Below are 25,559 nucleotides of genomic sequence, written 5' to 3' on the forward strand. Positions count from 1 at the left end.
TATTCCGGTTTTTTGTCCGACAATCGTCAGAACGGACCCGGACGGTGTGGTTTATTGATGGCTAACCCAGAAAACGGCCGTACCGACCACCAGGATTATAATAAACAGAATGGCCCAAGCATCGACCGTACTATCAGGCTTTGTAGCTTTGGTAGGGTTGCTCATTGCATCGCCTCTTGTCGGTTTTATCGGTGATTGCATAAAGACTCGACCACAGTTAAGACGATGATTGCCCACACCACAAATACGGGTTTAGTAATAACGATTCTCGTTAGTCGATTTGGTTCTTTACATATACTCAAACATCACTTTTGCGCATAACTGCAAACTGGTATCTTGCCCCGGCTCCGTTGGGAGTGCGCGGCCGTGCGCGCAGAATTGCCGAGGCAGTATCGGTCTTCAGCAAGCAAAAAACGCAACTGGAACCGACCGGCCCAAGCCTGAGAACAGGACTTATATGTACGTATATGACGAGTACGATCAGCGGATCATCGAGGACCGCGTCAAGCAGTTCCGTGATCAGACCCGACGCTATCTGGCAGGTGAGCTGAGCGAAGAAGAATTCCGCCCCCTGCGCCTGCAGAATGGCCTTTACATCCAGCGCTTCGCGCCGATGTTGCGAGTGGCGGTGCCTTACGGCCAATTGACTTCGCGCCAGACGCGAATGATGGCCAAGATTGCCCGCGATTATGACAAGGGCTACGCCCACATCAGTACCCGCCAGAACGTTCAGTTCAACTGGCCGGCGCTGGAAGACATCCCGGACATCCTTGCCGAACTGGCGACCGTGCAGATGCACGCCATCCAGACCAGCGGTAACTGCCTGCGCAACGTCACCACCGACCAGTTCGCCGGTGTCGCTGCAGATGAACTGATCGACCCGCGCCCATGGTGCGAGATCGTTCGACAGTGGACGACGTTCCACCCGGAATTCGCCTACCTGCCGCGTAAATTCAAGATCGCCATCAACGGTTCGACTTCGGACCGTGCAGCCATCGAAGTCCACGACATCGGCCTTGAGCCCGTGCACAACGCCGCTGGCGAACTGGGTTTCCGTGTATTGGTCGGGGGCGGTCTGGGCCGTACACCGGTGGTGGGCGCGTTCATCAATGAATTCCTCCCCTGGAAAGACCTGTTGAGTTACCTGGACGCCATCCTGCGGGTTTATAACCGCTATGGCCGTCGTGATAACAAGTACAAGGCGCGCATCAAGATTCTGGTGAAAGCCCTGACACCTGAAGTCTTCGCGCAAAAAGTCGATGCGGAAATGGAACACCTTCGCGGTGGCCAGACGACGCTGACCGAAGCCGAAGTGCATCGCGTGGCAAAACACTTCGTCGACCCCGATTACAAGGCGCTGGACAACCAGACTGCCGAACTGGCCGACCTCGACAAGCAACACCCGGGCTTCGCACGCTGGCGCACCCGCAACACCCTGGCTCACAAGAAGCCGGGTTATGTGGCCGTGACCCTGTCGCTGAAGCCTACCGGCGTCGCGCCGGGCGACCTGACCGACAAGCAGCTCGATGCTGTTGCCGACCTGGCTGACCGTTACAGCTTTGGTCAACTGCGCACTTCCCACGAGCAGAACATCATTCTGGCCGACGTTGAGCAGAGCCAACTGTTCGTCATGTGGGGCGAATTGCGCGAGCAAGGTTTTGCCACGCCGAACATCGGCTTGCTGACCGACATTATTTGCTGCCCGGGCGGGGACTTCTGCTCGCTGGCCAACGCCAAGTCGATCCCGATTGCCGAATCCATCCAGCGCCGCTTTGACAACCTGGATTACCTGTTCGACATCGGCGAGCTGGACCTGAACATTTCCGGTTGCATGAACGCCTGTGGTCACCACCACGTCGGCCACATCGGCATTCTCGGCGTGGACAAGAAAGGTGAAGAGTTCTACCAGGTGTCCCTGGGTGGCAGCGCCAGTCGCGACGCAAGCTTGGGCAAGATCCTCGGCCCGTCCTTCGCCCAGGAAGCCATGCCTGATGTGATCGAAAAGCTGATCAATGTGTACGTTGAGCAACGTACCGAAGACGAACGCTTCATCGACACCTACCAGCGTATTGGTATCGACCTCTTCAAGGAGCGCGTCTATGCAGCGAATCATTAAGAACAACGAGGTTGTCGACGAAACCTGGCACTTGCTGCCAAAGGACTTCAACATCGACGAGATCAGCAATTGCGACGACTTGATCGTTCCTCTGCAGTTGTGGCGCGAACACAGCCGTATGCTCAAAGCCCGCGATGGCGGCCTGGGTGTTTGGCTGGATGCCGATGAAGAAGCTGAAGAAATCGGTGAAGACGTTGATCAGTTCACGGTAATCGCCCTGAACTTTCCAGCCTTCACCGATGGCCGCAACTACTCCAACGCACGTCTGCTACGCGACCGCTATGGCTTTAAAGGTGAACTGCGGGCGATTGGCGATGTGCTGCGCGACCAATTGTTCTACCTGCGCCGCTGCGGTTTCGATGCCTTCGCATTGCGCGCCGATAAAGACCCGTACGAAGCCCTGGAAAGTCTCAAGGATTTCTCGGTAACGTATCAGGCCGCCACCGACGAACCGCTGCCGCTGTTCCGCCGCCGTTGATAGTCAACCCGCGAGCCCCTTCAGGCTCGCGGGTTCAACGTCGCCAGTCGCTGCTCCAGCATCTCGAATATCGCAAGCGGATTGTCCGCATCGCCCGCCGCTGCTTCCACATCCTCGCTTAATTGCTCCCACAGGGCCGGCGTCGCGTGCGCTTCACCCAACAGCCGCCACACCCGCGCCTTCAAGGCCAGATAGTCAACGCGAAAATCTGCCATCAAACTCAGGCCATCGATCACACGTAAAAAACGCGGTCCGGAAGGCTTGTCTTTCAACTGCTGCCAGATCAGTTGAGCGGCTGCGCGCTCATCCGCAGTACTCTCGTTTAACCAGCCTGTTGGTAAACCGTAATCGGGGCCCGGCTCACTCAGCCAAAGGTTGAATCCGGTTTGCTGCCTATGGGTCACCAAACGCCTTAATGTGTCTGCGTCGGTTATCGGGTTGCCCCACAACTGCACGCGCCCACGAACAGTGGCTTGATTGAACACGGACTGAGGAACCCGGGTGATCAAATTGTCGCGTAAGTCCAGGTAACTGAGGTAAGGCTCATCCATGATGCCGATCGGGCATCGACTGATACCGGTATTCCTGAGATTGATGCGCTGCAAATTGTTCATCCCCAACAACAGCGGCGGAACGCCCAACGGGTTTTCACTAAGGTCAAGGCTGCGCAGTGCATGCAGTTCACACAAACCCGACGCACTTTTTTCGGTAAAAGCCAACCGGGTATCGCTAAGGTTAAGCTTAACAAGGCGGCGTAGTTTCGAGATATCAGCCGGCAAAGCACTTTCCAGTACCCCGTCAATATTGAGCTGACGCAGATTAACGCTTTTCAGATTCAAGATGTGCAGGTTAGGAAACGTTGCGAGAAAGCCGCTGAGGCTGTCCTGCTCGGTCACGCTTGAGTTTCCCATCGACAGTTCAACGACATCATTGATCTTGACATTCAGCACCGGCAAACGGTGATAGTCCTCGAAATCCATATCGAGTTTGACATCGCTCAACCCGCCTCGCTTCTGCCAGATAGCGACCAGTTCCACGGCCAGCTCGGTTCTGATCACTCGCTCGTAATGCATTTCACTTTGCAGAAGCTCGACATTGTAAGCATTGATTTGCGTCTCGCTTAATCCCTGCGCAGCCTCATCACCCGCCCTCAAGTACGCAATGTCCATGTCATTGATATCGCGTGGTACTTGGTCAATCCAAGTGTGCAAGTCGATGTTCAATTGTTGAAACTGTGCACTCAACCACTCCATGCGTTCCGACGCTCTGGCGCCCATGCCCTGCAACGCTGCCTGCGCTTGGGCATCGCTGAAATCCGGATATATTTCCTTTATCCGCACCTTGATCATTGCGTGGTGGAACGCGTCGCCTTGCGCGGTTGTGGGAAAGCCGCCGCCTCGCAGCCCCTGCGAATCAAAAGCCAGCCCGGAGTCCATTCTGCTCAGCCCGGCAATCAATTCGTCCCGTGACAATGCGCAGTTGCTAATATTCAGCCGTAAATCACCGGCGGAACGCAGTTTTAACGCCATGCGCTCTTCGTCTGTTAATACCTGAAAAATCGCCTCATAAATGTCCATGTCGAGCAGTGTGTGCCGGTAGTGGTTTTCGACCTTGATCAGCCGCCTGATGTCAGTGGCATTGATCGACCCGCTATGGTCCAGAATCCGCCCCGACGCCGAGCGGTCGAGTACCTCAAAACGCAGATTCACAGGCCAATCCGGCAAATTGTGCAGCGAGTGCAACACCAGCACATCCGTCTCCGGATGGATCACCGAGCGCAGGTACAGCCCTTCATAGGCGCGATTCAGCCGTGCATGTTGCTGATATTGACGAGCCTTGCCATCCAGACGCTTGAACACCTCTAGCGCCTCGCCAGCATCAGGCGACACCCGAATATCCACGCCATAGCGATCAAGCGTTTGCTCGATGGCGCTTTTAGGCAGCCCGGGGTATTCATGCTGAAACAATTTCACCCACTCACTGGTGGAGTGCTGCAGCAATTCATAACGACTGTTGAACAGTTCAGCACGCTGCGCTGGTGAGCTGAACGTTTCGCCGATCTCTTGTTCGATCCGGAACCGGCTGATCGTATCCGCCAGCAACGGCGACGGTGCACGTCCGGTCTGAATCAGGCGCAGCATATCGTCATCGACCGTGCTGATCTTGCCGATGTACTTCAGCACATCATCGCTGAAGGAGGCCACCGAAGGCCCGATACCCCGAATCAACTCCAGACGCGATTGCCCGGTGACGGCAGCGGGCTCCGGGGCGTAAGCCGCGTCGCCTGGAACGACGTGCTCGATGTGCGCCCCGGCCTCCGTGCGTTCGGCTGCTACTTCCAGCTCAGCGCCGGCGCCAACCAGTGGCAACGCATTGAGCAGGCCAAAGACTGTGCGAGTCACACCCGCTGTTCGCTCAGCGTAAGTACCGCTATTCACCGCCTCATTCAGGCCATAACCGGCATCGATAAGACCCGCCAGCGCCAGTAATCCATCGCCGCCCGGCACAAACAAAGCCAATGGCCCAAACTGGTTGATCCAATGCACAACCGGCTCAACGACTGCGCTCAATTCATCACGATTGACCTGCGCATCGCTGCGAATTTCCTTGAGGCTGGCAGTGGCGGCCTGCTTCATCGTCAGCACCAGTTGTGCAAACGGATCGGGCATGTCTGCCTGTTCATCGAAGCTGATGTACTGCTGCGGATCCCAGAAGCCGTCGTTGTTGAAGAATCCCGCATCTTTTGTCAGCCAGTGCTGCTTGGGGTAAACCGCCATTGCATCAAGCGCCGTCACCACACCGGCGTGAAACATGCCGTCCTGGCGGTCATCAGCAGAAAAATGCTCAGCCAACGCCTGCCGCGTCTCAACACCGTGGCCCTGCGCCACAACCCACTGGCGCAGCTGGCCCACATCGGTGAACTCATGCAGCGCAGATGAATTGCCGGGTATGTACAGCAGCAGCCTTGAGAGGGTTCGGTCGGTGAAACACCAGATATCTGTCGCGGTGTATCGGTAGAGCTTCAAGCGTCTCGCAAGGATCGCCGGTATAGAATGGGTACTTGCCTGCAATTGTTCGATAGACAGCGTTTCCCACGCCTGGTCGGGCGACAAACCGGCCACTTGCATGGCAAGCATCAATCCCCCTTCAGTCAAGCGTTGCTCATGCCTTTGCAGCCAGGCCGTCATGAGAAACGCAGCTTTGGTTGCGGTCCTGAGCGCATAAGGCGGGTCGGCGGCAATGACCGTGTCCGAAGGCCAGGTTCGAGCGAGGTAAGCCTGATACAAGCTAGGCAGATCCAGTTGCCACACCCACTGTTTGAAATCAGCCGGCCTGATCGAGATCTGCGTCAGGGGACCATAGGTTTGCGGCTGTACGCTGCGATAAATGCCTTCAAACGTTTGATGATTGCCACTGCCGTGATCAGCAAACTCATCGACATTTTCCACCGCCCGGAACGTTGGCGAGGTATCAGGCGGTGTGTAAAAGCCAAAAGCGTTTTCGGCAAAACGCCCGTCGCCTACGCGTTGTTCATTGTTCAGTAAAGCTTGCAGCAGTGATTGAGAATTCGCCACGCGCCCCTGATGCACGCCATTAATTGCGCTATGGCCACGGTAGTCGTAGTCAAGCGTAACCAGGCAAACCCTGTGCGGATCAAGGTCCTGCCCCCACTTTTTTTGGATCAAACGTTCGGCAAATTGACTTGGCGTTTGCGGTAACGCGATGTCGACAGCAGCCTGCAGTTTCAGGCGCATCGGGTATATCGGCGACGGCACCGGGGTGGTGCCGTGATGGAGATCGGTCATGGTGCATTCCATTGCAGACATTTGAGGAACACCACCATAACCAGCCTCCGCTCAATCCTGCGCGGGAACAGTCGACAGAGGAGCTGGGACATTTCGCAAATACGGCAAGGAAAGCGTATCGCTGAAATAAAAAAACCGTGGGGTTAGCCACGGTTCATTTTTCCAACGATGAAGACTAAAGCATCACCAGAAGCGTTGCTGGGTCAAGCGGCTCCACCAGCTCAGCAGCACGCGGTCGACCGAACCGCTGGCAGCCATACCGATACGTTCCTGCAAGCTTTTGCGTTCGGCGTAATGCAAGTGATAAAGCTCGGACTGCTTGGCGCGCTCTGCCAGGTACTCATCGCTGGTCTTCAGTTCATCAACCAGTTGCTTGTCGAGTGCGGCCACGCCCAGCCAGATTTCCCCGGTGGCGACTTCATCAATCGCCAGTTGCGGGCGATAACGCGAGACGAAGTTCTTGAACAATTGATGCGTGATGTCCAGGTCTTCCTGGAATTTCTCGCGGCCCTTTTCGGTGTTTTCGCCAAACACGGTGAGGGTGCGTTTGTATTCACCGGCAGTCAGCACTTCAAAGTCGATGTTGTGCTTTTTCAGCAAACGATTGACGTTGGGTAACTGTGCGACCACACCAATGGAGCCGAGGATCGCGAAAGGCGCGCTGATTATTTTGTCGCCGATGCACGCCATCATGTAGCCACCACTGGCGGCCACCTTGTCGATGCACACGGTCAACGGCACACCAGCGTCGCGAATGCGCGCCAATTGCGAAGAGGCTAGGCCGTAGCTGTGAACCATCCCACCGCCGCTTTCCAGACGCAGCACCACTTCGTCTTTCGGCGTGGCGAGGGTCAGTAACGCGGTGATCTCATGGCGCAGGCTTTCAGTGGCGGATGCCTTGATGTCACCGTCGAAATCCAGCACAAAAACCCGGGCCTTGGCGTCGGGTTTCTTCTTTTGTTTTTTCTCGGTTTTAGCCTGCGACTTGCGCAGTGCCTTGAGCTGGTCCTTGTCGAGCAGGGTTTGCTCCAGGCGCTCACGCAACCCTTTGTAAAAATCATTGAGCCTGCTGACTTGCAACTGGCCGGCCGACTTGCGTCGACCTTTACTGCGCAACGCCGCAAAACTGGCCAGAACCACCAGAATGGCGACTACCAGTGTTACGGTCTTGGCCAGAAAACTGGCGTACTCGGACAAAAAATCCACAGAGGCTCCTTAAACGATGCGCTGCATGAAAGCGCGCGGGATGTTCCCAGCATACCCATGCGCCGGCTCGACGGCCAGTCGCGAAACCACGGGCAACACGCCTCAAGCGAGCATTTCAAACAAGCGTATGTTTTTTCATTGACAGCTCACTGCCATCCTCATAATCTCGCCAAACCTTCAACGTACCGGGATGACGCGGACGTGGGCAGCATCTATCTGATACGACATGGCCAGGCCTCCTTTGGTGCAGACAATTATGACGTCCTGTCGCCCATCGGTATTCGCCAGGCAGAAATACTCGGCCAACATCTGGCTGAGCTTGGCGTCAGCTTCGATCGCTGCCTGTCGGGCGACCTGCGCCGTCAGCAACATACGGCCAGTTGCGCGCTTGAGCAGTACGCTGCTGTTGGTCTTGCGGTGCCGATTGTCGAAACCGATTGCGCCTTCAACGAGTTCGACGCAGACGCGATCATCCGCGCGCTGTTGCCCGCCATGCTGGAAGACGAACCACACGCCCTAGATGTCCTGCGCAATGCCGCGCAGAACCGCACCGAGTTCCAGCGCATCTTCGCGTTGATCATCGAGCGTTGGCTGGCGGGCACTTATGACACGCCCGGTCTCGAAAGCTGGTTGGGTTTTGTCGAACGGGTTCGGGCTGGTCTGCAACGGATTCTCGACAGCACTGACAACACGCAAAAAATCGCCGTGTTTACCTCCGGCGGCACCATTACCGCCCTGCTCCACCTGATTACCCAAATGCCTGCCAGGCAGGCGTTTGAGCTCAACTGGCAGATCGTTAACACCTCGCTCAACCAATTGAAGTTTCGTGGTCGCGAGGTGGCTCTGGCTTCCTTCAACAGTCATGCGCACCTGCAACTGCTGAAGACCCCGGAACTCATCACGTTTCGCTGAGTCCGGATTACTGTGACCCTGGCTGTATCACCCAGCTCTCATTACCCAAGAAAGGATCGAACCATGACCTCCGTAGCTGACGCCGTACAAGCAATGAAAGCCAAGTTCAACCCAGCCGCTGCGGCCGGCCTGGACCTGGTGTTCGGTTTTCGCATCGACGACACCAAGAACTTCTCGCTGATCGTCAAAGACAGCACCTGCGAGCTGAAAGAAGGCGAGAACCCGGACGCCCAGGTGACCCTGGTGATGGACGGCGAAACCCTGGAAGGCATCGTCGACGGTTCTACCGACGGTATGCAAGCCTTCATGGGCGGCAAACTGCGCGCTGAAGGCGACATGATGCTGGCCATGAAACTGTCCGAGCTATTCCCTTCGTAAGAGGATGGCTCCCTGCTTCGGGGAGCCTCTGTGGCTGTACTCGAATCCCGCCGGTTTGGCGGGATTCGTCGTTCAGGGGCTCAACGAGTCCCGGCGTCATCCATTTCTTCAAAGACCTTGACGTACGCTTCGTGCTCTTCGTTGCCAGTGTCGACTTCCACCACGTCACCGTCGTAAACAAGATTACCGTCGTCCCCGTCCAACTGAAGGCCGATGACGAACTTGCGATAGCTGACTTGCAGGTAAAGATTGTAGAGATCGGCAGGTTTGTTCGGCGCGCTGAAGACGCTGTAGGTGTACCGCACACGACGGGTCAACACCGGCCACGCGTCCCAGATGGGCTTGGTGTCGACCTCGGGCTGGACATCTTCCAGCGCCTCAATCGCAGCTTGGATCAGGAACTCGTTGTCCTTGGCCGTGAAAACAAACGGTTTGCTGCGCATCATGATGAACGGATTCAACTTGCCATCGAATTCCTGTGCCACATACATCCCGCTGCGAAACCACTGGGTGGCGTCGAACGTCGGCCCGTTAGCGCCCGTAGCCCGGCTGGTCATCAAGAAGCTGTCGGCAGCGTTGGCGTAGAGGTTTGTTGCCAACAGGCCGACGGTTATCAGCGCCACGACCCATCGATGTTTCGAGGGAGCAGCATTAAGTGATGTCACTGTGCGTTTTTCCTTGTCCTTCGGATCGCGCGGCAGCGTACGCCATCGTCTACGTCCTTGTGTGAGCCCGGCGAGGAATATAACCGATCTGTCGACGGTTAAAATCCATCACCGGCTCCGGCACAAGACACCCCATTACGTCGGTAGCACACCCCGGGCGCGTGATAGGGTCAGCGCCAGATCTTCGATCATGTCCTCCTGACCACCGACCGTGCCGCGCCGGCCCAACTCCACCAACAACTCACGCGCGGGAATGCCGTATTTCTGCTCGGCACGCTTGGCAAACAGCAGGAATGAGCTATAGACCCCGGCGTAGCCCAACGTCAGCGCATCACGATCCAGGCGTATCGGATGGTCCATCATCGGCACGACCAGGTCTTCGGCGACGTCCATGATCCGGTACAGATCGATGCCGCTGCTGACGCCCATCCGTTCAAGTACCGCGACAAACACCTCTAGCGGCGTATTGCCGGCGCCCGCCCCCAATCCGGCGACCGAGCCGTCGATGCGTACCGCTCCGGCGTCGATCGCCGCCAGCGAGTTGGCGATGGCCATGCCCATGTTGTGATGACCGTGAAAACCGACCTCCGTGCCGGGGTTGAGCCCCTGACGCAGTGCGCCGATCTTCTCGCTGACTTCGTCAGGCAGCATGTAACCCGCAGAGTCGGTGCAATAGATGCAGTTGGCGCCGTAGCTTTCCATCAGCTTTGCCTGCGCCAGCAGTTTCTCGGCGCTGAGCATGTGCGCCATCATCAGGAAACCGACGGTGTCCAGACCCATTTTTGCCGACATGCCGATGTGCTGGCCGGAGACATCGGCCTCGGTACAGTGGGTCGCCACACGAATGGTCGTGACGCCGTGTTCATGCGCCATTTTCAAGTGATCGAGCGTACCGATGCCCGGTAACAACAGCGCCGACACCTTGGCCTGCTTGAGCTGCGGTATCACGGCGGCAAAATACTCTTCATCGCTGTGGGCCGCAAAACCATAGTTCAACGACGCGCCACCCAAACCATCGCCGTGGGTAATTTCAATCAATGGCACTCCGGCGGCATCCAGTCCGGTGGCGACGCTGACCATCTGTTCCAGACTGATCTGATGACGTTTGGCGTGCATGCCGTCGCGCAGGCTCATGTCGTGCAGCCGAACACTTTTACCTTGCAGATTCATGGCAATTCTCCACTTAACGAACGGGCAGTTGCAGGGTGCCCTTGTGGGCTTGCTCGGCGAACATTTCGGCGGTGCGCAAACCGGCGGCCGTCATGATGTCCAGGTTGCCGGCGGACTTGGGCAGGAAGTCCCCGAGGCCTTCCACCTCGATGAAAATCGACACTTTGTGCCCATCGAATACCGGCCCGTTAATCAGTTTGTACCCCGGCACATACCGCTGCACTTCGCTGACCATCTCCAAAACCGAGGCGCGGATCCGGTCCTGTTGCGGTTCTTCATCGGTCAGGCAATGGATGGTGTCGCGCATCATCAGTGGCGGCTCGGCCGGGTTGATCACAATGATCGCCTTGCCCCTGCGCGCGCCTCCGATCTGCTCGACCGCGCCTGCCGTGGTGCGGGTGAACTCATCAATATTTTGCCGGGTGCCGGGGCCTACGGAGCCTGAGGACACGGTGGCGACGATTTCGCCATAACTCACCGACTGCACCATAGAAACCGCCGCCACCATCGGGATGGTTGCCTGCCCGCCACAAGTGACCATGTTGACGTTCATCGCCAGGTTCGCCGCGTGCTCCATGAGGTTGACCGGCGGCACGCAAAACGGGCCGATGGCCGCGGGAGTCAGGTCGATCATGATCACCCCAAGCTCATTGAGCTTGCGGCTGTTTTCAGCGTGCACATAGGCTGAGGTTGCATCAAAGGCAATGCGGATATCGTCGTCGAGCACATGCGGCAGTAAACCGTCGACGCCGTCAGCCGTGGTTTTTATGCCCAGCTCCCGCGCGCGCTTCAGGCCTTCGGAGTGCGGATCGACGCCCACCATCCACACCGGCTCGATCCATGGCGAGCGGTGCATTTTCATCAGCAGGTCCGTGCCGATATTGCCTGGGCCGATAATGGCCGCTTTGAGTTTCTTGCTCATCCGGTTACAACCCCACAAGTCAGGCGCAGAAGGACACCCGGGCACTGCCCAGGCCATCGATGGTCAAGGAAAAACGGTCGCCAGGCGCCGCCGGCTCCAGCGGCACCAATGAGCCGGACAGAATGATTTCCCCGGCCTTGAACGGAATGCCGAAGGCGCCCAGCGTATTGGCCAGCCAGGCGACGGCGGTCAGCGGATTGCCCTGGACTGCAGACCCCATGCCTTCGCTGATCAACCGATCATTCTTGAACACACGCATCTGCAAATTAGGCAGGTCCAGTTCGCGCGGATCAATCTGCGTATCGCCGAGTACAAATACCCCGCAGGACGCGTTATCGGCCACGGTGTCCTGAATACGGATGCGCCAGTCATGAATGCGCGAATCGACGATTTCAAAGCACGGCATCACATAGTCGGTGGCCGCCAGCACATCGGCTTCGGTCACACCGGGGCCTATCAGGTCGTGCTTGAGGATGAAGGCAATTTCGCCTTCCGCGCGCGGCTGGATCAGGCGGTTGGCGGACAGCGAAATCTGCGCATCATTGGCGAACGACATCTGCTCGGTAATGAAGCCGAAATCCGGCTGATGCACGTTGAGCATCTGTTGCACGGCAGCTGAAGTCACGCCGATCTTCTTGCCGACGACACGATCACCGTCCTCCACCCGGCGTTGAATGCTGTACAGGGAAATATGATAAGCGTCGTCGATGCTGATCTGGGGCCAACGCTCGGTCAGCGGCGCCAGCGTCGAGCCATTCTGCAACGCCTGATAAAGTTCTTCGCCGTACTGTTGGCGCAATTGAACGCTCATGCGGTGTCGTCTCTGTCTATTGTCGTGCGGGAAGTATTGCGGGCACTCACCACTGCGACATCGTCCGACAGGACTACACCCCCACGGTATTCAAGCGCTGCTAAAATGCATACATCGCTGCAACAGTGCAGCACTCAATCATTGAAGCGTGCTTGAACGCCCATGTTTACGGGCTTTCGAGTTGGCATGCGATGTGCCCCGGTATTAGTACCTGATACCCAATGGAGCCGATCCCACCATGGATACCCTTAATGTGCTGGCCAGCCATGCACAGCTGCTTTCAAGCACGCTCAGTGCTGATGCACGCCTGATCAATGTGTCTGCCAGCCTGAGCGATCAGTTGGGTTACGCACCCGATGAACTCCTGGACCAGCCGATCGAGCGCTTTTACAACGTCGAGTCCGTGCGCACCTTGCGTCAGCTGTTGGCGAACCCGCCCGCCGACGAGCAAATCCACAGCCTGGAATTGACCCTGATACGGCGCAACGGCGGCCTGCTGCAAGTGATTGCCAGTGGGCTGCTGCAGTGGCGCTCCGTTGAGCAGCCACGACTGCACCTGTTGAAAATCCCGCTGGGAAAATTGGGCCATCAGCTGCGCGAAATGCACAACGCCACTGAAGTGATGAGCCAGATGCTGCAGAGCGCAAAAGTTGCCTATTGGTGCATCGAGTTTGCCGAGGCAGTCGACATCAATACGTCTCCCGACGAAATCGTTCGTCAGGTGTTCGAAAACGACTCGCACTGGCGCTTGTGCAACCGGGCGATGGCCGACGTCTACGAGATGCCTTCAGACGTCGACTTCAACCAGCAACCGGTGCGTCTCTACTGGCCACGCAGCCCGGCTAACGAAGAGTTTGTGAGGCGCCTGATCGAGGCTGACTTCAGCGTCGATTGCGCACTCTCGGTCGATCGGCGTCACGATGGTTCACCGGCTTACGTCGAGAACGATGTACGCGCCACGCTCGTCAATGGGCACTTGCTGCGGATGTGGGGCAGCATCCGCGACGTCAGTCAGGAGCTGCGCATGCAACATGATGCGCAGCAACGTATCGACGCATTGCGCCAGGTATTTGATGCCGTTCCGGATGCGGTACTGGTCATCGACGAGCACCTGCAGCCGCAATGGCGCAACGCAGCCTTTGAAGACACCTTCGGCATCACCAACGCCGCTGGCATTGCGCGGCGCCTGCTGGACAACGCCTTGCCGGAGAGAACGTGGCATAGCCTGGCGCTGCCCGATGTGAGCGGGCGCGATCTACAGTTCAATGTGCATTGCTCACGCATTCTGGTGCGTGAAGGTGAGGCCTGGCGTGTAGCAGTCTTTCGCGAGCGCTTGGGTGCTCATCAAGCAGAAGAGTTGCACCCATGAAAGACAAGAGCCTGCCGCCCTCACTGCAGATGGGCATGCGTTCTTCGGTCAATGTCAGTAGCGAGGTATTGGGCGCGTTAATGGAAACACCCGCGTTGCACGCCTTGCTCGACAGTTTCGGCGACGCGCTGATCGTGTTGGATGGCGAGGGCCGGGTACGCTTCCTCAACCTGGCCGCCGAACGCATAAACCGGCTATCGCGACAGCAAGCCGTCGGACTCTCCGATCATGATTTTTTTCAGCGCTCAGCGTTGAATTACGACGACTTGCAGGCGGCATTGCATCGCGGCGGTAACAGCGCACTCACACGTTCACGCGAAGGTCGGGTACTGCTGAGCAGCACGCACCCGATCCCGACCGGCGCCTATGAAAACCCGTTCGTGATGTTGACTCAAAAAGATTTCGACGCCAGCAAACCGCAACGGCGCGCGTCGCTCAGCGCCCGGCCGGTAGAGCCACCAGGCCTGCGCGACCCGCAGGACAATGCCCTGCACCTTTCACCACAGCTATCGAGCATTGCCGACACCGGTGTGCGAGCCTTCCGACGCCGCGCACGCCTGTTGCTGCTAGGGGAACCTGGCGTCGGCAAAACCGCCATCGCGCGCCACATCCACCGTGCTGCCGGTTGGGGCGACCGGCCGTTTATCCACGTCAACTGCGGCAGCATCCCTGAAAGCCTGTTCGAGTCAGAGATGTTCGGCTATGAGCGCGGAGCCTTTACCGGAGCGCTCGCGGGCGGCAAACAAGGCTATATCGAGGCGGCCTCGGGCGGCACGTTGTTCCTCGACGAGATCGGCGAAATCCCGCTGCACGTGCAAGCCAAACTGTTGAAGTTTCTTGAAGACAGCACCATACAATCGGTGGGTTCACCGCTGAGCAAAACGGTTCAGGTGCAGGTCATTGCCGCCACCAACAAGGACCTGCGTCACCTGGTCAGCACCGGCGAGTTTCGCGCCGACCTCTATTATCGTCTGGCGGTACTGCCGGTGGAAATTCCGCCGCTGCGTGAGCACCGTGATGATCTGCCGTTCCTGATCGACATCCTGTTAAGCCGCATCAACGGTGACCGCGAGCCGTCGCTGAGCCTGTCCGCCAATTGTCGCAAACGGCTGATGGGCTATGACTACCCAGGCAATGTCCGTGAGTTGGTGAACATCTTTGAACGGTTGGCGGTGCTCGCCGATGACGAGGCGCAGGAACATCATTTGCCAGCCGAGTTGCTCGAACCGGTGCGCCCTCAGCAGCGTTCGAAAGGGGTCATCACCGACGATGAGGCAACAGATGATCCGCAACAAAACCTCAAGCTCCAGGTTCAGTACTTCGAAACCGAAGTCATCCTCAAAGCCGTAAAGCTGTGTGGCAGCAAACGCAAAGCCGCCGCGCACCTGGGCATCGACATTGGCACGCTGATTCGCAAGCTGCAACGCGACTGACGCGCCAACGGTGGGTGCCAGCCTGCACCGTGCCCGAGTTTGGCGGCGCTATCGCCATCGTCAGATCGCGGTCCGGAGCAGGCAGCCAGCGTCCACTGGGACTTCGATTGCTGCCGAACCGCTGCAAAAATGCCTACACATCTAGTTACTTTTGCCTGCACCCCTCTTACAGATCAAGATAAAACCCTTTAATTTCAAATAGTTAAAACATGGCACGCCCTGTGCTCCTGCTATCGCAACCCATCACTGTTGGGCTTTGCATTAGAACCGGCCGCTTTCAATAGCGCCGGTAGCCAGGAGGAATAACAAAAATGTTGATCACCGGGATCAAAAGCCGACCGGTCTACGACCGTTTGCAACCGTTGCCGGGAGGTATGCGCCACATCATTGTCGGCCAAGGCAGCGGCGGTCGCGCCATGTTGCGTTTACTGGATGAAATGACGGGGCTTGATCGTCCGATCACCCTGCTCTATTCCCAGGAGTCATTTTCCGGCCAGGATTTTCTGTCGCAATTACAACAGCACTCCGGCCATCAATTGCAGGTGTACGCCAGCAATCAGGCATTGATCGACGACCTGAACGATCTGCTGTTTGACGCACGCATGGGCACCCGGCTGTACCTCGCCGGCTCGGAGAGTTTCCTGGGCAGTGCGATGCAAGTGGCGACCCGTTTCGACCTCAATCGCGATGAAGTGCTGCGCGAACACTCCGGAACGCTGGTGCGCCGCGTGTGGTGCGTGCACTGCGATACCTACACCGAAAACGTCACCCAACGTGTTTATGACTGCCCTGGCTGCAGCTTGACGCTGGTGGTGCGCGATCACTATTCCCGCCGACTGGCCGCTTTTCAGGCGGTCAAGGCCGATGCCGAAGTTGCGGGTGAATTACCGCAAGCAGAGGAGCTCGACACATGAGCCAGAGCAATGGAACGTTGAATCTGCGTGTGGCCCGAATCGAATCGGTAACCCCTGAAATAAAACGGTTTACCCTGGTGTCGCCTACCGGCGCGCACCTGCCCGCCTTCTCCGGTGGCAGCCACGTCGTGGTGTTGATTGGGGGTCAAAACAACACCCTGCGCAACCCGTACTCGCTGCTGAGTTCGCCCTACGACACCAGCAGCTATCAGATCGCGGTACGCCGAGTGGACAGCGGTCGCGGCGGCTCGGTATCGCTGCACGATAACGTCAGTGAAGGTGACCTTATTGAAGTCACGCCACCGGTAAACCTGTTCCCGCTGATCAAGCAAGCACGCCTGCATCTGTTTATCGCCGGTGGCGTGGGCATCACTCCGGTGATTTCGCAACTCGAAGAACTGCGGCTCAGCAAGGTGCCATTCGAGCTGCACTACGCGGTCCGTGGTGAAGAACATGCGCAACTCGGCAAGGAGTTGCAGGCGACCTACGGCAAGCAGGTACACCTGTACCGCAAGGGTATCGAGGCGCGGATGCAGATAGGCCAGATACTGGCCAATCGACCGCTGGGCAGTCACGTCTATGCCTGCGGCCCGGACAGCATGATCGACGCCACGCTGGTGTGCGCCCGTGACCTCGGCTGGACCGACAGTCACGTGCATTTCGAGCGTTTTCTTGAGCAAAGCAGTGGCGGTGAAGCGTTCAGTTTCACCCTCGGCCGCAGCGGCACGACCATTGAGGTATCGCCTGACCAGACGATGCTCGAAGCAGTCGAAGCCGCGGGTTACAGCATGCCTTACCTGTGCCGCGGCGGTGCCTGCGGGCACTGCGAAACCGAGGTACTGGAACTCGATGGCGAGATTCTGCACAGCGACGACTGGCTGTCTGACGAAGACAAAATCAGCAGCAAGAAAATCATGCCCTGCGTATCCCGCGCCAAGTGCAATCGACTGGTCATCGACCTCTGATCGACGGAGACATAACAATGAACATCAAATTTAATCCCGACGAAACCTACCGCGACGACTACACCTTCGTCAACAGCCCCGAAACCATCGCTCGTGCGCCCTTCCCGTTCCCGGATGATGACTACATGTACTCGATGAACCTCGAGCCGCATGTATCGCTGGGCGATGGTGCATTTCGTGCGGCCTTCGATATCGACGAGCACTACATCAGCGAATGCCGCGACCGTGCGATCACCCTGGAGAAAGATCCGGGCATGCACTACGTCTCCGCACCGCACATGATGGAAGCGCAGTGGGATTTACTTGAACTGATCATGGAGTCCTACGCCCGAGACTATCCGCAGTACTTCAGCCTGGCGCGGGAAGGACGGCAATGGCACTGGACCAATCGTCTGCTGGACATCGACGACCGTTTCACCTTCGGCGATCCGGCCACCCTGCCCTATGAACCGATGGAATACGTGACCCGACAGGCTCAGGGCGACTGGGTGCTGCAAGAGGAGCGCGACGGCACATTGTTCTGGGGGGCCGGCATCGCAACGCAACGCGCCGATTACTCGTTGCGCTTCAACCTCGGCATGAGCTGGGAGGAGTTTCACGGCCCAGTGCCGCTGGTCAAGGAAATCGGCATGCTCGACCGCGCGCTGAAGTTCCTGCTGCGCCTGCGTACCGGCCACCCGGTTCGCCGCCTCAACTGGTCGCTGACGGTTAATCCACGCCTTGAAGTGTCGGCGGAAAGCCTGCCGGAATGGGCACCGGATCGCACCATCGTCACCGCGCAAAACGCCGGAAAACTCGTGTACCTGCGCATCGAATTACAGCCCTTGCACCGTTTGCCGCGCAGCAACGCCATCGTGTTCCCGATTCGCACTTATTTGCTCAGCCTCGAAGACATTGCCACCAACCCGGCGTGGGCGCGCCGCATGCACCGAGTGCTTCGTGATTTGAACCAGCAACTGGTCGATTACAAAGGTTTCAGCCGCTACCGCGATGCCGCCGTGGAGTGGCTTTCGCAGTACGACGACGGCCGCGACAACACAACAAAAAAAGATCAAGCGTGACGGTACCACCTTGCAAAAACCTGCCATTGATAACGAGGAAATAAAATGAGTGGCTCAACTAATACGCGTGCAAACGTCAGTGCAGACCAGGATGCGGAACAGCTCCGCGCCCTCGGCTACAGCTCGGATTTCAATCGAAGCATGAGCCTGTGGGAAAACTTTTCCCTGGGCTTTACCTATCTGTCGCCGGTTGTCGGCGTCTACACCCTGTTCGGTTTGTGCCTGGCTGCGGGTGGACCACCGATGTTCTGGTCCTACCTGCTGATCGGAGCAGGCCAGTTGCTGGTGTGCCTGATCTTTGGAGAAATCGTCTCGCAGTTCCCGATTTCCGGTGGGGTTTACCCATGGGCGCGTCGATTGGTGGGCAAGCGCTGGGCGTGGATGGTGGGCTGGGTGTATGCCTGGGCATTGTGCGCGACCATCGCCGGTGTCGCGGTGGGCGCTGGACCTTACTTGGCAATCATGCTGGGCTTCCATCCGGGGCCCGAGGCCAATATCTACATTGCACTGACGATTATCCTGCTCTCGACCGCACTGAATCTGGTTGGCACCAAACTGTTGGCGCGGGTAGCGATGTTCGGCTTCCTCTGCGAACTGGTCGGCGCCATCCTGGTGGGTGGTTACCTGTTGATTTTTGAACGTCACCAGCCATTCAGCGTGTTGTTCGACACCTTCAATCTGCAAGTCAATGGCTCATACTTGCCGGCATTCCTCGCGGCATCACTGGCGGGTTTGTTCCAGTACTACGGTTTTGAGGCCTGCGGTGATGTCGCCGAAGAAACCCCGAACCCGGGCAAACGCATTCCGAAAGCCATGCGCATGACCATCTATATCGGCGGCGCCGCAGCCATGTTTGCCTGCCTGGCGCTGATTCTATCGGTGCCGGACATGGCCAAAGTGTTGGCAGGCGAAGACACCGATCCGGTCGCAACCATCCTGGCCAATGCGTTCGGGCCAGTGGGTTCGCGATTGGTGATGGCCGTGGTGATGGTGTCTTTCATTTCTTGTGTATTGAGCTTGCAAGCAGCCGCCAGCCGTCTGTTGTTCGCTTATGCCCGAGACGAAATGATCATTGGCAGCTCATTGCTCAAGCGGCTTTCGGGCAACCATGTTCCGTCATTCGCACTGCTGATCAGCGGCCTGGTGCCGGCAGGCATTGTCTGCCTTGGGATGTTCATGGCAGATGCCGTAGCGACCATCGTCGGCTTCGCGGCCATCGGCATCTACGTCGCGTTTCAATTGATCGTAGTGGCGGCGTTGATCGCTCGCGCCAAGGGCTGGCGGCCGAATGGTCAATTCACTCTGGGCGCCTGGGGCATTTGGGTGAACGTGGCGGCGCTGATCTACGGCGTGTGCGCGATCACCAATATGGTCTGGCCGCGCTCGCCGGATGCGCCGTGGTTCATCAATTATTCGATGATCCTGACCACCGCAATCGTGATGGGTGCCGGGCTGGTCTACATGCTGCTGGGCAAGCCGTACGACAAAGGCACTGCTCCGGCAGGCGATGCCTGGAAGTTCTCCAGACCTGTTGCCAACACAACAGCAATGAGCGGCGCAACGGTCACCAGGCCCACAATCTGATCACCATTACCTCCCCTGAAAACCGGAACTAAACATGGGAGCAAGCCTGCTCGCGAAGAGGCCATCACATCCAACATTGATGTTGCCTGACACGCCGCTTTCGCGAGCAAGCCCGCTCCCACAGGGGACCGAATTCCAAAGCGACAAAAACAACAGTTTTGATGAGGACACGTCATGCAAACCAAGTTACTGATCAACGGCCATCTGATTGACGGCGAAGGCCCCGCCCAACCGGTGTTCAACCCGTCGCTGGGCCGTGTTCTGGTCGAAATCAAAGAGGCCAGCGAAGCCCAGGTCGATGCCGCCGTACGCGCCGCCGATGCGGCGTTCGAGGGTTGGTCGCAGACGCCACCCAAGGAGCGCTCGCTGCTGCTGCTCAAACTGGCTGACGCCATCGAAGCGCATGGCGAGGAACTGGCCAAACTTGAATCCGACAACTGCGGCAAACCCTACAGCGCCGCGCTGAACGATGAGATTCCGGCGATTGCCGATGTGTTCCGGTTCTTCGCCGGCGCCAGCCGTTGCATGAACGGCTCGGCCGGTGGCGAATACATGGCCGGCCACACCTCGATGATCCGCCGTGACCCGGTCGGCGTCATCGCCTCCATCGCACCGTGGAATTACCCGTTGATGATGGTGGCCTGGAAAATCGCCCCGGCGCTGGCGGCCGGTAACACCGTGGTGCTCAAGCCGTCGGAACAAACCCCGCTGACCGCATTGCGCCTGGCGCAACTGGCGTCAGACATTTTCCCGGCCGGCGTGCTTAACCTGGTGTTCGGCCGTGGTCCTACCGTTGGCAGCCCGCTGGTCACGCACCCGAAAGTGCGCATGGTGTCGCTGACCGGTTCGATTGCGACCGGCGCCAACATCATTTCCAGCACCGCCGACAGCGTCAAACGCATGCACATGGAGTTGGGCGGCAAGGCCCCGGTGATCATCTTCAATGACGCCGACATCGACGCCGCCGTGGAAGGCATTCGCACCTTCGGTTTCTACAACGCGGGCCAGGATTGTACGGCGGCGTGCCGCATCTATGCGCAGGAAGGCATCTACGACAAGTTCGTCGAGAAACTCGGCGCCGCTGTCAGCAGCATCAAGTACGGCCTGCAGGATGACCCGGCGACCGAACTCGGCCCGCTGATCACCGCGCAGCACCGCGACCGTGTCGCCGGGTTCGTCGAGCGCGCCGTGGCGCAATCGCACATCCGCTTGATCACCGGCGGCAAAGCGGTGGAAGGCAATGGCTTCTTCTTCGAGCCGACCGTGCTGGCCGATGCACAGCAGGACGACGAAATCGTGCGTCGCGAAGTGTTTGGGCCGGTGGTTTCGGTCACCAAATTCAGCGATGAAGCGCAGGTGCTGGGCTGGGCCAACGACTCGGACTACGGCCTGGCGTCGTCGGTGTGGACCACCGACATCGGTCGCGCCCATCGCCTCGCCGCACGCCTGCAGTACGGCTGCACGTGGGTCAATACGCACTTCATGCTGGTCAGCGAAATGCCGCACGGCGGCCAGAAACTGTCCGGTTATGGCAAGGACATGTCCATGTACGGCCTGGAGGATTACACCACCGTGCGGCATGTGATGTTCAAGCACTAAAGAGCACCGCCGCACAGCCGCTCCTACAGGTCGGTGGTGATGCCGGAATGTGTAGTGCTAACGCAAATCCCGTAGGAAACCGGCTTGCCGGTGATGGCGATGCCGAAAACGCCATCGCTGGCAAGCCAGGCTCCTACAGATCGGTGGTGAATCCCGGATTTATGCCGTAACGCAAACCCGTAGGAAACCGGCTTGCCGGTGATGGCGATTCCGAAAACGCCATCGCTGGCAAGCCAGGCTCCTACAGGTCGGTGGTGATTCCCAGATTGATGCCGTTAACGCAAACCCGTAGGAAACCGGCTTGCCGGTGATGGCGATTCCGAAAACGCCATCGCTGGAAAGCCAGGCTCCTACAGGTCGGTGGTGATTCCCGGATTGATACCGTAACGCAAACCCGTAGGAAACCCGCTTGCCGGTGATGGCGATTCCGAAAACGCCATCGCTGGCAAGCCAGGCTCCTACAGGTCGGTGGTGATTCCCGGATTTATGCCGTAACGCAAACCCGTAGGAACCCGGCTTGCCGGTGATGGCGATTCCGAAAACGCCATCGCTGGCAAGCCAGGCACCAAGGGAATGCAATTACCGTGTGGGAGCGACGGCGTCACGTCCATCCCTCAAGCCGCAACGTCGCCCTGACCAGCCGCTGTTCTTCGCTTTCGATTTCCTTCAGGCTTTCACAAATACTCTGGATGTGCGCAACCGCCGCCTTGCGTGCCTGCTCCGGCATCCGACCGGTGACGGCGTTATAGAGCCGTGCGTGTTGGCGGTCGATCTGGCGCTTTTGCGGCTCGCGGTGGTACAGGTTATTGACCGAGGCAAACACCGTGCTCAACAGCAAATCCGTCAACGAACGCAGGGTTTGCACCAGCACCGGATTGTGCGAAGCCTCGCAAATAGCCAGGTGAAACGCATGATCGAGCCGAGCGTGGTCGGAGGCGTCCAGCTCACGGCTGTGGGCATCGAGCAGCGCCTGGTAGCTGCGAGTGATGAGCACAAAATCGGCCTCGGTGCCTCTTAACGCCGCGAGCCGCGCAGATTCGCCTTCAAGCAAACTACGCACCTCGAACAAGTCATACAGCGTGCGTGGCTGCGAGCTGAACAAATGCATCAGTGGCGAGCTGGCAGCCTGCGCCGAAAAATCGGCAACAAATGAACCTTTCCCCTGCTGCGTATTGATGATCCCGCGTGCGCGTAACAGCTTCAGCCCTTCACGCAGCGCGGTACGCGACACCCCCAGTTTCTCGGTCAGGCGACGCTCGGATGGCAGCAATTGTCCGGTCTTCAGCACGCCGTCGACAATCAACCGTTCAATACGCTCGCTCACCACATCGGCGACTTGCGGATTGCGATCTGTTTGCAGGCTATCCATCGACTCCCTCACTGGTATGACCAGTTTCGCCGGCACTATTGGGTGTGCTCAACTTTTGATCCAACACTATGTTTTAAAGCGATTATTTTTGTAGAACCACACACCAGCCACAGAAGAACTGGTTCGACCAGCAAAACCACCCGTAGACAGTAGAACGCCTGCGGCCAATCATGCAAGCCAGTTGCAGCCGCAAAACAGACCTCTAATAACAACAACCGAGTGTCTTAAGCCGATCATGAATATTCTCTACGACGAACGCGTTGACGGCGTCCTGCCTGACGTCGACAAAGTCGCCCTGCTGCAAGCGCTGCAAAAGCGCCTGCCGGATCTCGACATCCTGCACCAGCGCGAGGAACTCAAGCCATACGAGTGCGATGGGCTCTCGGCTTATCGCACCACGCCAATGCTGGTCGTGCTGCCGCGCCACCTCGACGAGGTTCAGGGCATACTGCGCATCTGTCACGACATGCAGGTGCCAGTGGTCGCGCGTGGCGCCGGTACCGGTTTGTCCGGCGGCGCATTACCGCTGGAGAAAGGCGTGCTGCTGGTGATGGCGCGCTTCAACAACATTCTGCACATCGACCCCGCCGCTCGCACCGCACGGGTTCAGCCTGGGGTTCGAAACCTGGCGATTTCCCAGGCCGCCGCACCGTTTGGCTTGTATTACGCGCCGGACCCTTCTTCGCAAATCGCCTGCTCGATCGGTGGCAATGTCGCCGAAAATGCCGGTGGTGTGCATTGCCTAAAATACGGCCTGACCGTGCACAACCTGCTCAAAGTCGACATTCTTACCGTCGACGGTGAGCAATTGAGCCTGGGCTCACAGGCGCTCGATTCTCCCGGGTTCGATCTGCTGGCATTGTTCACCGGGTCCGAAGGCATGCTTGGCGTCATCACCGAAGTCACGGTCAAACTGTTGCCCAAACCACAGACCGCCAGAGTGCTGCTGGCGGCGTTCGATTCGGTGGAAAAGGCCGGTCGCGCGGTCGGTGACATTATTGCCGCCGGGATTATTCCAGGTGGCCTGGAGATGATGGACAACCTGGCCATTCGTGCCGCCGAAGATTTTATCCACGCCGGCTATCCGGTCGATGCGCAAGCCATTCTGCTGTGTGAACTCGATGGCGTCGAAGCCGACGTCCACGATGACTGCACCCGAGTGCGCCAGGTGCTGGAACAGGCAGGTGCCACTGAAGTGCGTCAGGCCCGCGATGAAGCCGAGCGTGTGCGTTTCTGGGCCGGGCGCAAGAATGCTTTTCCGGCGGTCGGGCGCCTGTCTCCGGATTACTACTGCATGGACGGCACCATCCCCCGCCGGGAACTGCCCGGTGTTCTGCAAGCCATTGCCACGTTATCGGCCGAGTACGACTTGCGCGTGGCCAACGTTTTCCATGCTGGCGACGGCAATATGCACCCACTGATTCTGTTCGACGCCAATCAACCGGGCGAACTTGATCGCGCCGAAGCACTGGGCGGCAAGATCCTCGAATTGTGCGTGAAAGTGGGCGGCAGTATCACCGGTGAACACGGTGTAGGCCGCGAAAAAATCAATCAGATGTGCGCGCAGTTCAACAGCGACGAATTAACCCTATTCCATGCCGTCAAAGCGGCCTTCGACCCCAGCGGTTTACTCAACCCTGGCAAAAACATACCTACGTTGCATCGCTGCGCCGAGTTTGGCGCGATGCACGTGCACATGGGCCAGTTGCCCTTCCCTGAACTGGAGCGCTTCTGATGCACAGCGAACACGATGTCGATGACAGCGCGATGCTGCTGGAGCAGGTCAATCAGGCGCTGCAAAACGCCACGCCGCTGCGCATTCAAGGTTCAAACAGCAAAGCGTTCCTGGGGCGGATCGTCGCGGGTGAAGTGCTCGATACCCGTTCACACCGGGGCATTGTCAGCTACGACCCTACCGAGTTGGTGATCACTGCCCGCTGCGGCACCCCATTGTCGGAGCTGGCTGAAGTGCTGGACGCCGCGCAGCAAATGCTGCCCTGCGAGCCGCCCTCCTTCGGCGACGAGGCCACGGTGGGCGGGATGATCGCCAGTGGCCTGTCTGGGCCACGTCGGCCGTGGTCGGGCTCGGTACGCGACTTCGTCCTCGGCACGCGGGTTATCACCGGGCATGGCAAGCACTTGCGTTTTGGTGGTGAGGTCATGAAAAACGTCGCCGGTTACGACCTGTCGCGCCTGATGGCCGGCAGCTTTGGCTCGCTGGGCGTGGTCACGGAAGTCTCGCTCAAGGTGCTGCCTAAACCGCGGCAATGTTTGAGCATCAGCCTGGAGCTGGACAGCGATCATGCGCTGACTCGACTCGCCGAATGGGGCCAGCAACCGTTGCCCATCAGCGCTGCGTGTCACGATGGGCAACGTCTGCATGTGCGACTGGAGGGCGGCGAAGGTTCGGTCGCAGCGGCTCACGACCGCTTGGGTGGCGAGTTGTTGAGCCCCTCATTCTGGGATGACCTGAATGAACATCGCTTGAGTTTTTTTGATGAAGATCAGCCCCTGTGGCGTCTGTCCTTACCGCACAACACTGCCCCGCTTTCATTGCCTGGCCGGCAGTTGATCGACTGGGCGGGTGCGCAGCGCTGGCTCAAGTCCGATGCGCAAGCGGCGCTGATTCGCCAGATCGTCGAGGAGGTCGGCGGGCATGCGACCTGCTACAGCCATGGCCTTATCGACAGCCCTTTCCAACCGCTGCCGACAGCATTGATGCGCTATCACCAAAACCTCAAGCAGCAACTCGATCCACGGGGAATTTTCAACCCCGGACGCCTGTACGCGGAGCTTTGAAC

Annotated in this window: 20 protein-coding genes; 13 read left to right on the plus strand and 7 right to left on the minus strand. The window is 58.3% G+C overall.

Features of this window, described 5'->3' with window-relative positions:
• The first annotated feature begins 457 nt into the window (after window positions 1-457).
• Both ACQR3R_RS09290 and ACQR3R_RS09295 read left to right on the plus strand, forming a co-directional pair.
• On the plus strand, window positions 458-2,116 hold the full coding sequence (locus tag ACQR3R_RS09290; RefSeq protein WP_428271759.1) for a nitrite/sulfite reductase: 1,659 nt from the start codon (window positions 458-460) through the stop codon (window positions 2,114-2,116).
• Complete coding sequence (locus tag ACQR3R_RS09295) at window positions 2,100-2,594, plus strand: DUF934 domain-containing protein (RefSeq protein WP_428271760.1); 495 nt, start codon at window positions 2,100-2,102, stop codon at window positions 2,592-2,594. Before ACQR3R_RS09290 ends, ACQR3R_RS09295 begins: the two co-directional genes overlap by 17 nt.
• Before the next feature lie 20 nt (window positions 2,595-2,614).
• Here the strand turns inward: ACQR3R_RS09295 and ACQR3R_RS09300 are convergent, their stop codons facing one another.
• Together ACQR3R_RS09300 and sohB are read right to left on the minus strand one after the other, a co-directional pair.
• The gene (locus ACQR3R_RS09300) at window positions 2,615-6,400 is read right to left on the minus strand and encodes a dermonecrotic toxin domain-containing protein (RefSeq protein ID WP_428271761.1); all 3,786 of its coding nucleotides are present in this window, start codon (window positions 6,398-6,400) and stop codon (window positions 2,615-2,617) included.
• 183 nt (window positions 6,401-6,583) lie between these two features.
• Window positions 6,584-7,606, minus strand: a complete 1,023-nt coding sequence (sohB, locus tag ACQR3R_RS09305) for a protease SohB (RefSeq protein WP_428271762.1) — start codon at window positions 7,604-7,606, stop codon at window positions 6,584-6,586.
• A gap of 201 nt (window positions 7,607-7,807) precedes the next feature.
• Here sohB and ACQR3R_RS09310 point away from each other — a divergent pair, with 201 nt between their 5' ends.
• Both ACQR3R_RS09310 and ACQR3R_RS09315 read left to right on the plus strand, forming a co-directional pair.
• Window positions 7,808-8,518, plus strand: coding sequence for a histidine phosphatase family protein (locus ACQR3R_RS09310; protein ID WP_428271763.1), 711 nt, complete (start codon window positions 7,808-7,810; stop codon window positions 8,516-8,518).
• Between the two features lie 63 nt (window positions 8,519-8,581).
• Window positions 8,582-8,896 (plus strand): SCP2 sterol-binding domain-containing protein, encoded by a 315-nt coding sequence (locus ACQR3R_RS09315; protein WP_019690779.1) that lies wholly within the window; start codon window positions 8,582-8,584, stop codon window positions 8,894-8,896.
• Between the two features lie 80 nt (window positions 8,897-8,976).
• Here the strand turns inward: ACQR3R_RS09315 and ACQR3R_RS09320 are convergent, their stop codons facing one another.
• From ACQR3R_RS09320 to ACQR3R_RS09335, 4 genes are all read right to left on the minus strand, one after another.
• On the minus strand, window positions 8,977-9,561 hold the full coding sequence (locus ACQR3R_RS09320) for a hypothetical protein (protein WP_428271765.1): 585 nt from the start codon (window positions 9,559-9,561) through the stop codon (window positions 8,977-8,979).
• A gap of 135 nt (window positions 9,562-9,696) precedes the next feature.
• Window positions 9,697-10,731: a 4-hydroxy-2-oxovalerate aldolase gene (gene dmpG, locus ACQR3R_RS09325; protein ID WP_428271766.1), complete on the minus strand. Its 1,035-nt coding sequence runs from the start codon at window positions 10,729-10,731 to the stop codon at window positions 9,697-9,699.
• Window positions 10,732-10,744: 13 nt separating this feature from the next.
• Entirely contained in the window at window positions 10,745-11,653 is a 909-nt protein-coding gene (locus ACQR3R_RS09330) for an acetaldehyde dehydrogenase (acetylating) (RefSeq protein ID WP_428271767.1), read from the minus strand.
• A 19-nt stretch (window positions 11,654-11,672) separates the two neighbouring features.
• A complete protein-coding gene (locus ACQR3R_RS09335) occupies window positions 11,673-12,464 on the minus strand; it encodes a fumarylacetoacetate hydrolase family protein (protein ID WP_428271768.1) in 792 nt (263 codons plus the stop codon).
• Between the two features lie 238 nt (window positions 12,465-12,702).
• On the opposite strand from ACQR3R_RS09335, the gene ACQR3R_RS09340 reads away from it, so the two are divergent.
• The 7 genes from ACQR3R_RS09340 (at window position 12,703) to ACQR3R_RS09370 (ending at window position 21,389) form a co-directional block, all read left to right on the plus strand.
• Window positions 12,703-13,833, plus strand: a complete 1,131-nt coding sequence (locus tag ACQR3R_RS09340) for a PAS domain-containing protein (protein ID WP_428271769.1) — start codon at window positions 12,703-12,705, stop codon at window positions 13,831-13,833.
• A complete protein-coding gene (locus tag ACQR3R_RS09345) occupies window positions 13,830-15,266 on the plus strand; it encodes a sigma 54-interacting transcriptional regulator (RefSeq protein WP_428271770.1) in 1,437 nt (478 codons plus the stop codon). The genes ACQR3R_RS09340 and ACQR3R_RS09345 overlap by 4 nt, the downstream gene beginning before the upstream one ends.
• Before the next feature lie 311 nt (window positions 15,267-15,577).
• Window positions 15,578-16,180 carry a dimethylamine monooxygenase subunit DmmA family protein gene (locus ACQR3R_RS09350; RefSeq protein ID WP_428271771.1) on the plus strand — a complete coding sequence of 201 codons (603 nt, stop codon included), beginning with the start codon at window positions 15,578-15,580 and terminating at the stop codon, window positions 16,178-16,180.
• A complete protein-coding gene (locus ACQR3R_RS09355; protein WP_428271773.1) occupies window positions 16,177-17,145 on the plus strand; it encodes a 2Fe-2S iron-sulfur cluster-binding protein in 969 nt (322 codons plus the stop codon). Before ACQR3R_RS09350 ends, ACQR3R_RS09355 begins: the two co-directional genes overlap by 4 nt.
• A gap of 17 nt (window positions 17,146-17,162) precedes the next feature.
• Window positions 17,163-18,206, plus strand: coding sequence for a heme-dependent oxidative N-demethylase subunit alpha family protein (locus ACQR3R_RS09360; RefSeq protein WP_428271774.1), 1,044 nt, complete (start codon window positions 17,163-17,165; stop codon window positions 18,204-18,206).
• A 45-nt stretch (window positions 18,207-18,251) separates the two neighbouring features.
• Window positions 18,252-19,790, plus strand: coding sequence for an amino acid permease (locus ACQR3R_RS09365; protein ID WP_428271775.1), 1,539 nt, complete (start codon window positions 18,252-18,254; stop codon window positions 19,788-19,790).
• Between the two features lie 174 nt (window positions 19,791-19,964).
• Window positions 19,965-21,389, plus strand: a complete 1,425-nt coding sequence (locus ACQR3R_RS09370) for an aminobutyraldehyde dehydrogenase (RefSeq protein WP_428271776.1) — start codon at window positions 19,965-19,967, stop codon at window positions 21,387-21,389.
• 601 nt (window positions 21,390-21,990) lie between these two features.
• Here ACQR3R_RS09370 and glcC read toward each other — a convergent pair.
• Window positions 21,991-22,758, minus strand: coding sequence for a transcriptional regulator GlcC (gene glcC, locus ACQR3R_RS09375; protein ID WP_428271777.1), 768 nt, complete (start codon window positions 22,756-22,758; stop codon window positions 21,991-21,993).
• Between the two features lie 235 nt (window positions 22,759-22,993).
• On the opposite strand from glcC, the gene glcD reads away from it, so the two are divergent.
• Together glcD and glcE are read left to right on the plus strand one after the other, a co-directional pair.
• Window positions 22,994-24,493 carry a glycolate oxidase subunit GlcD gene (gene glcD, locus ACQR3R_RS09380; RefSeq protein ID WP_428271778.1) on the plus strand — a complete coding sequence of 500 codons (1,500 nt, stop codon included), beginning with the start codon at window positions 22,994-22,996 and terminating at the stop codon, window positions 24,491-24,493.
• Window positions 24,493-25,557 (plus strand): glycolate oxidase subunit GlcE, encoded by a 1,065-nt coding sequence (glcE, locus tag ACQR3R_RS09385; RefSeq protein ID WP_428271780.1) that lies wholly within the window; start codon window positions 24,493-24,495, stop codon window positions 25,555-25,557. The genes glcD and glcE overlap by 1 nt, the downstream gene beginning before the upstream one ends.
• Window positions 25,558-25,559 lie beyond the last annotated feature (2 nt).

It is taken from the genome of Gordonia sp. IEGM753 (assembly GCF_050321825.1).
GTDB lineage: Bacteria > Pseudomonadota > Gammaproteobacteria > Pseudomonadales > Pseudomonadaceae > Aquipseudomonas.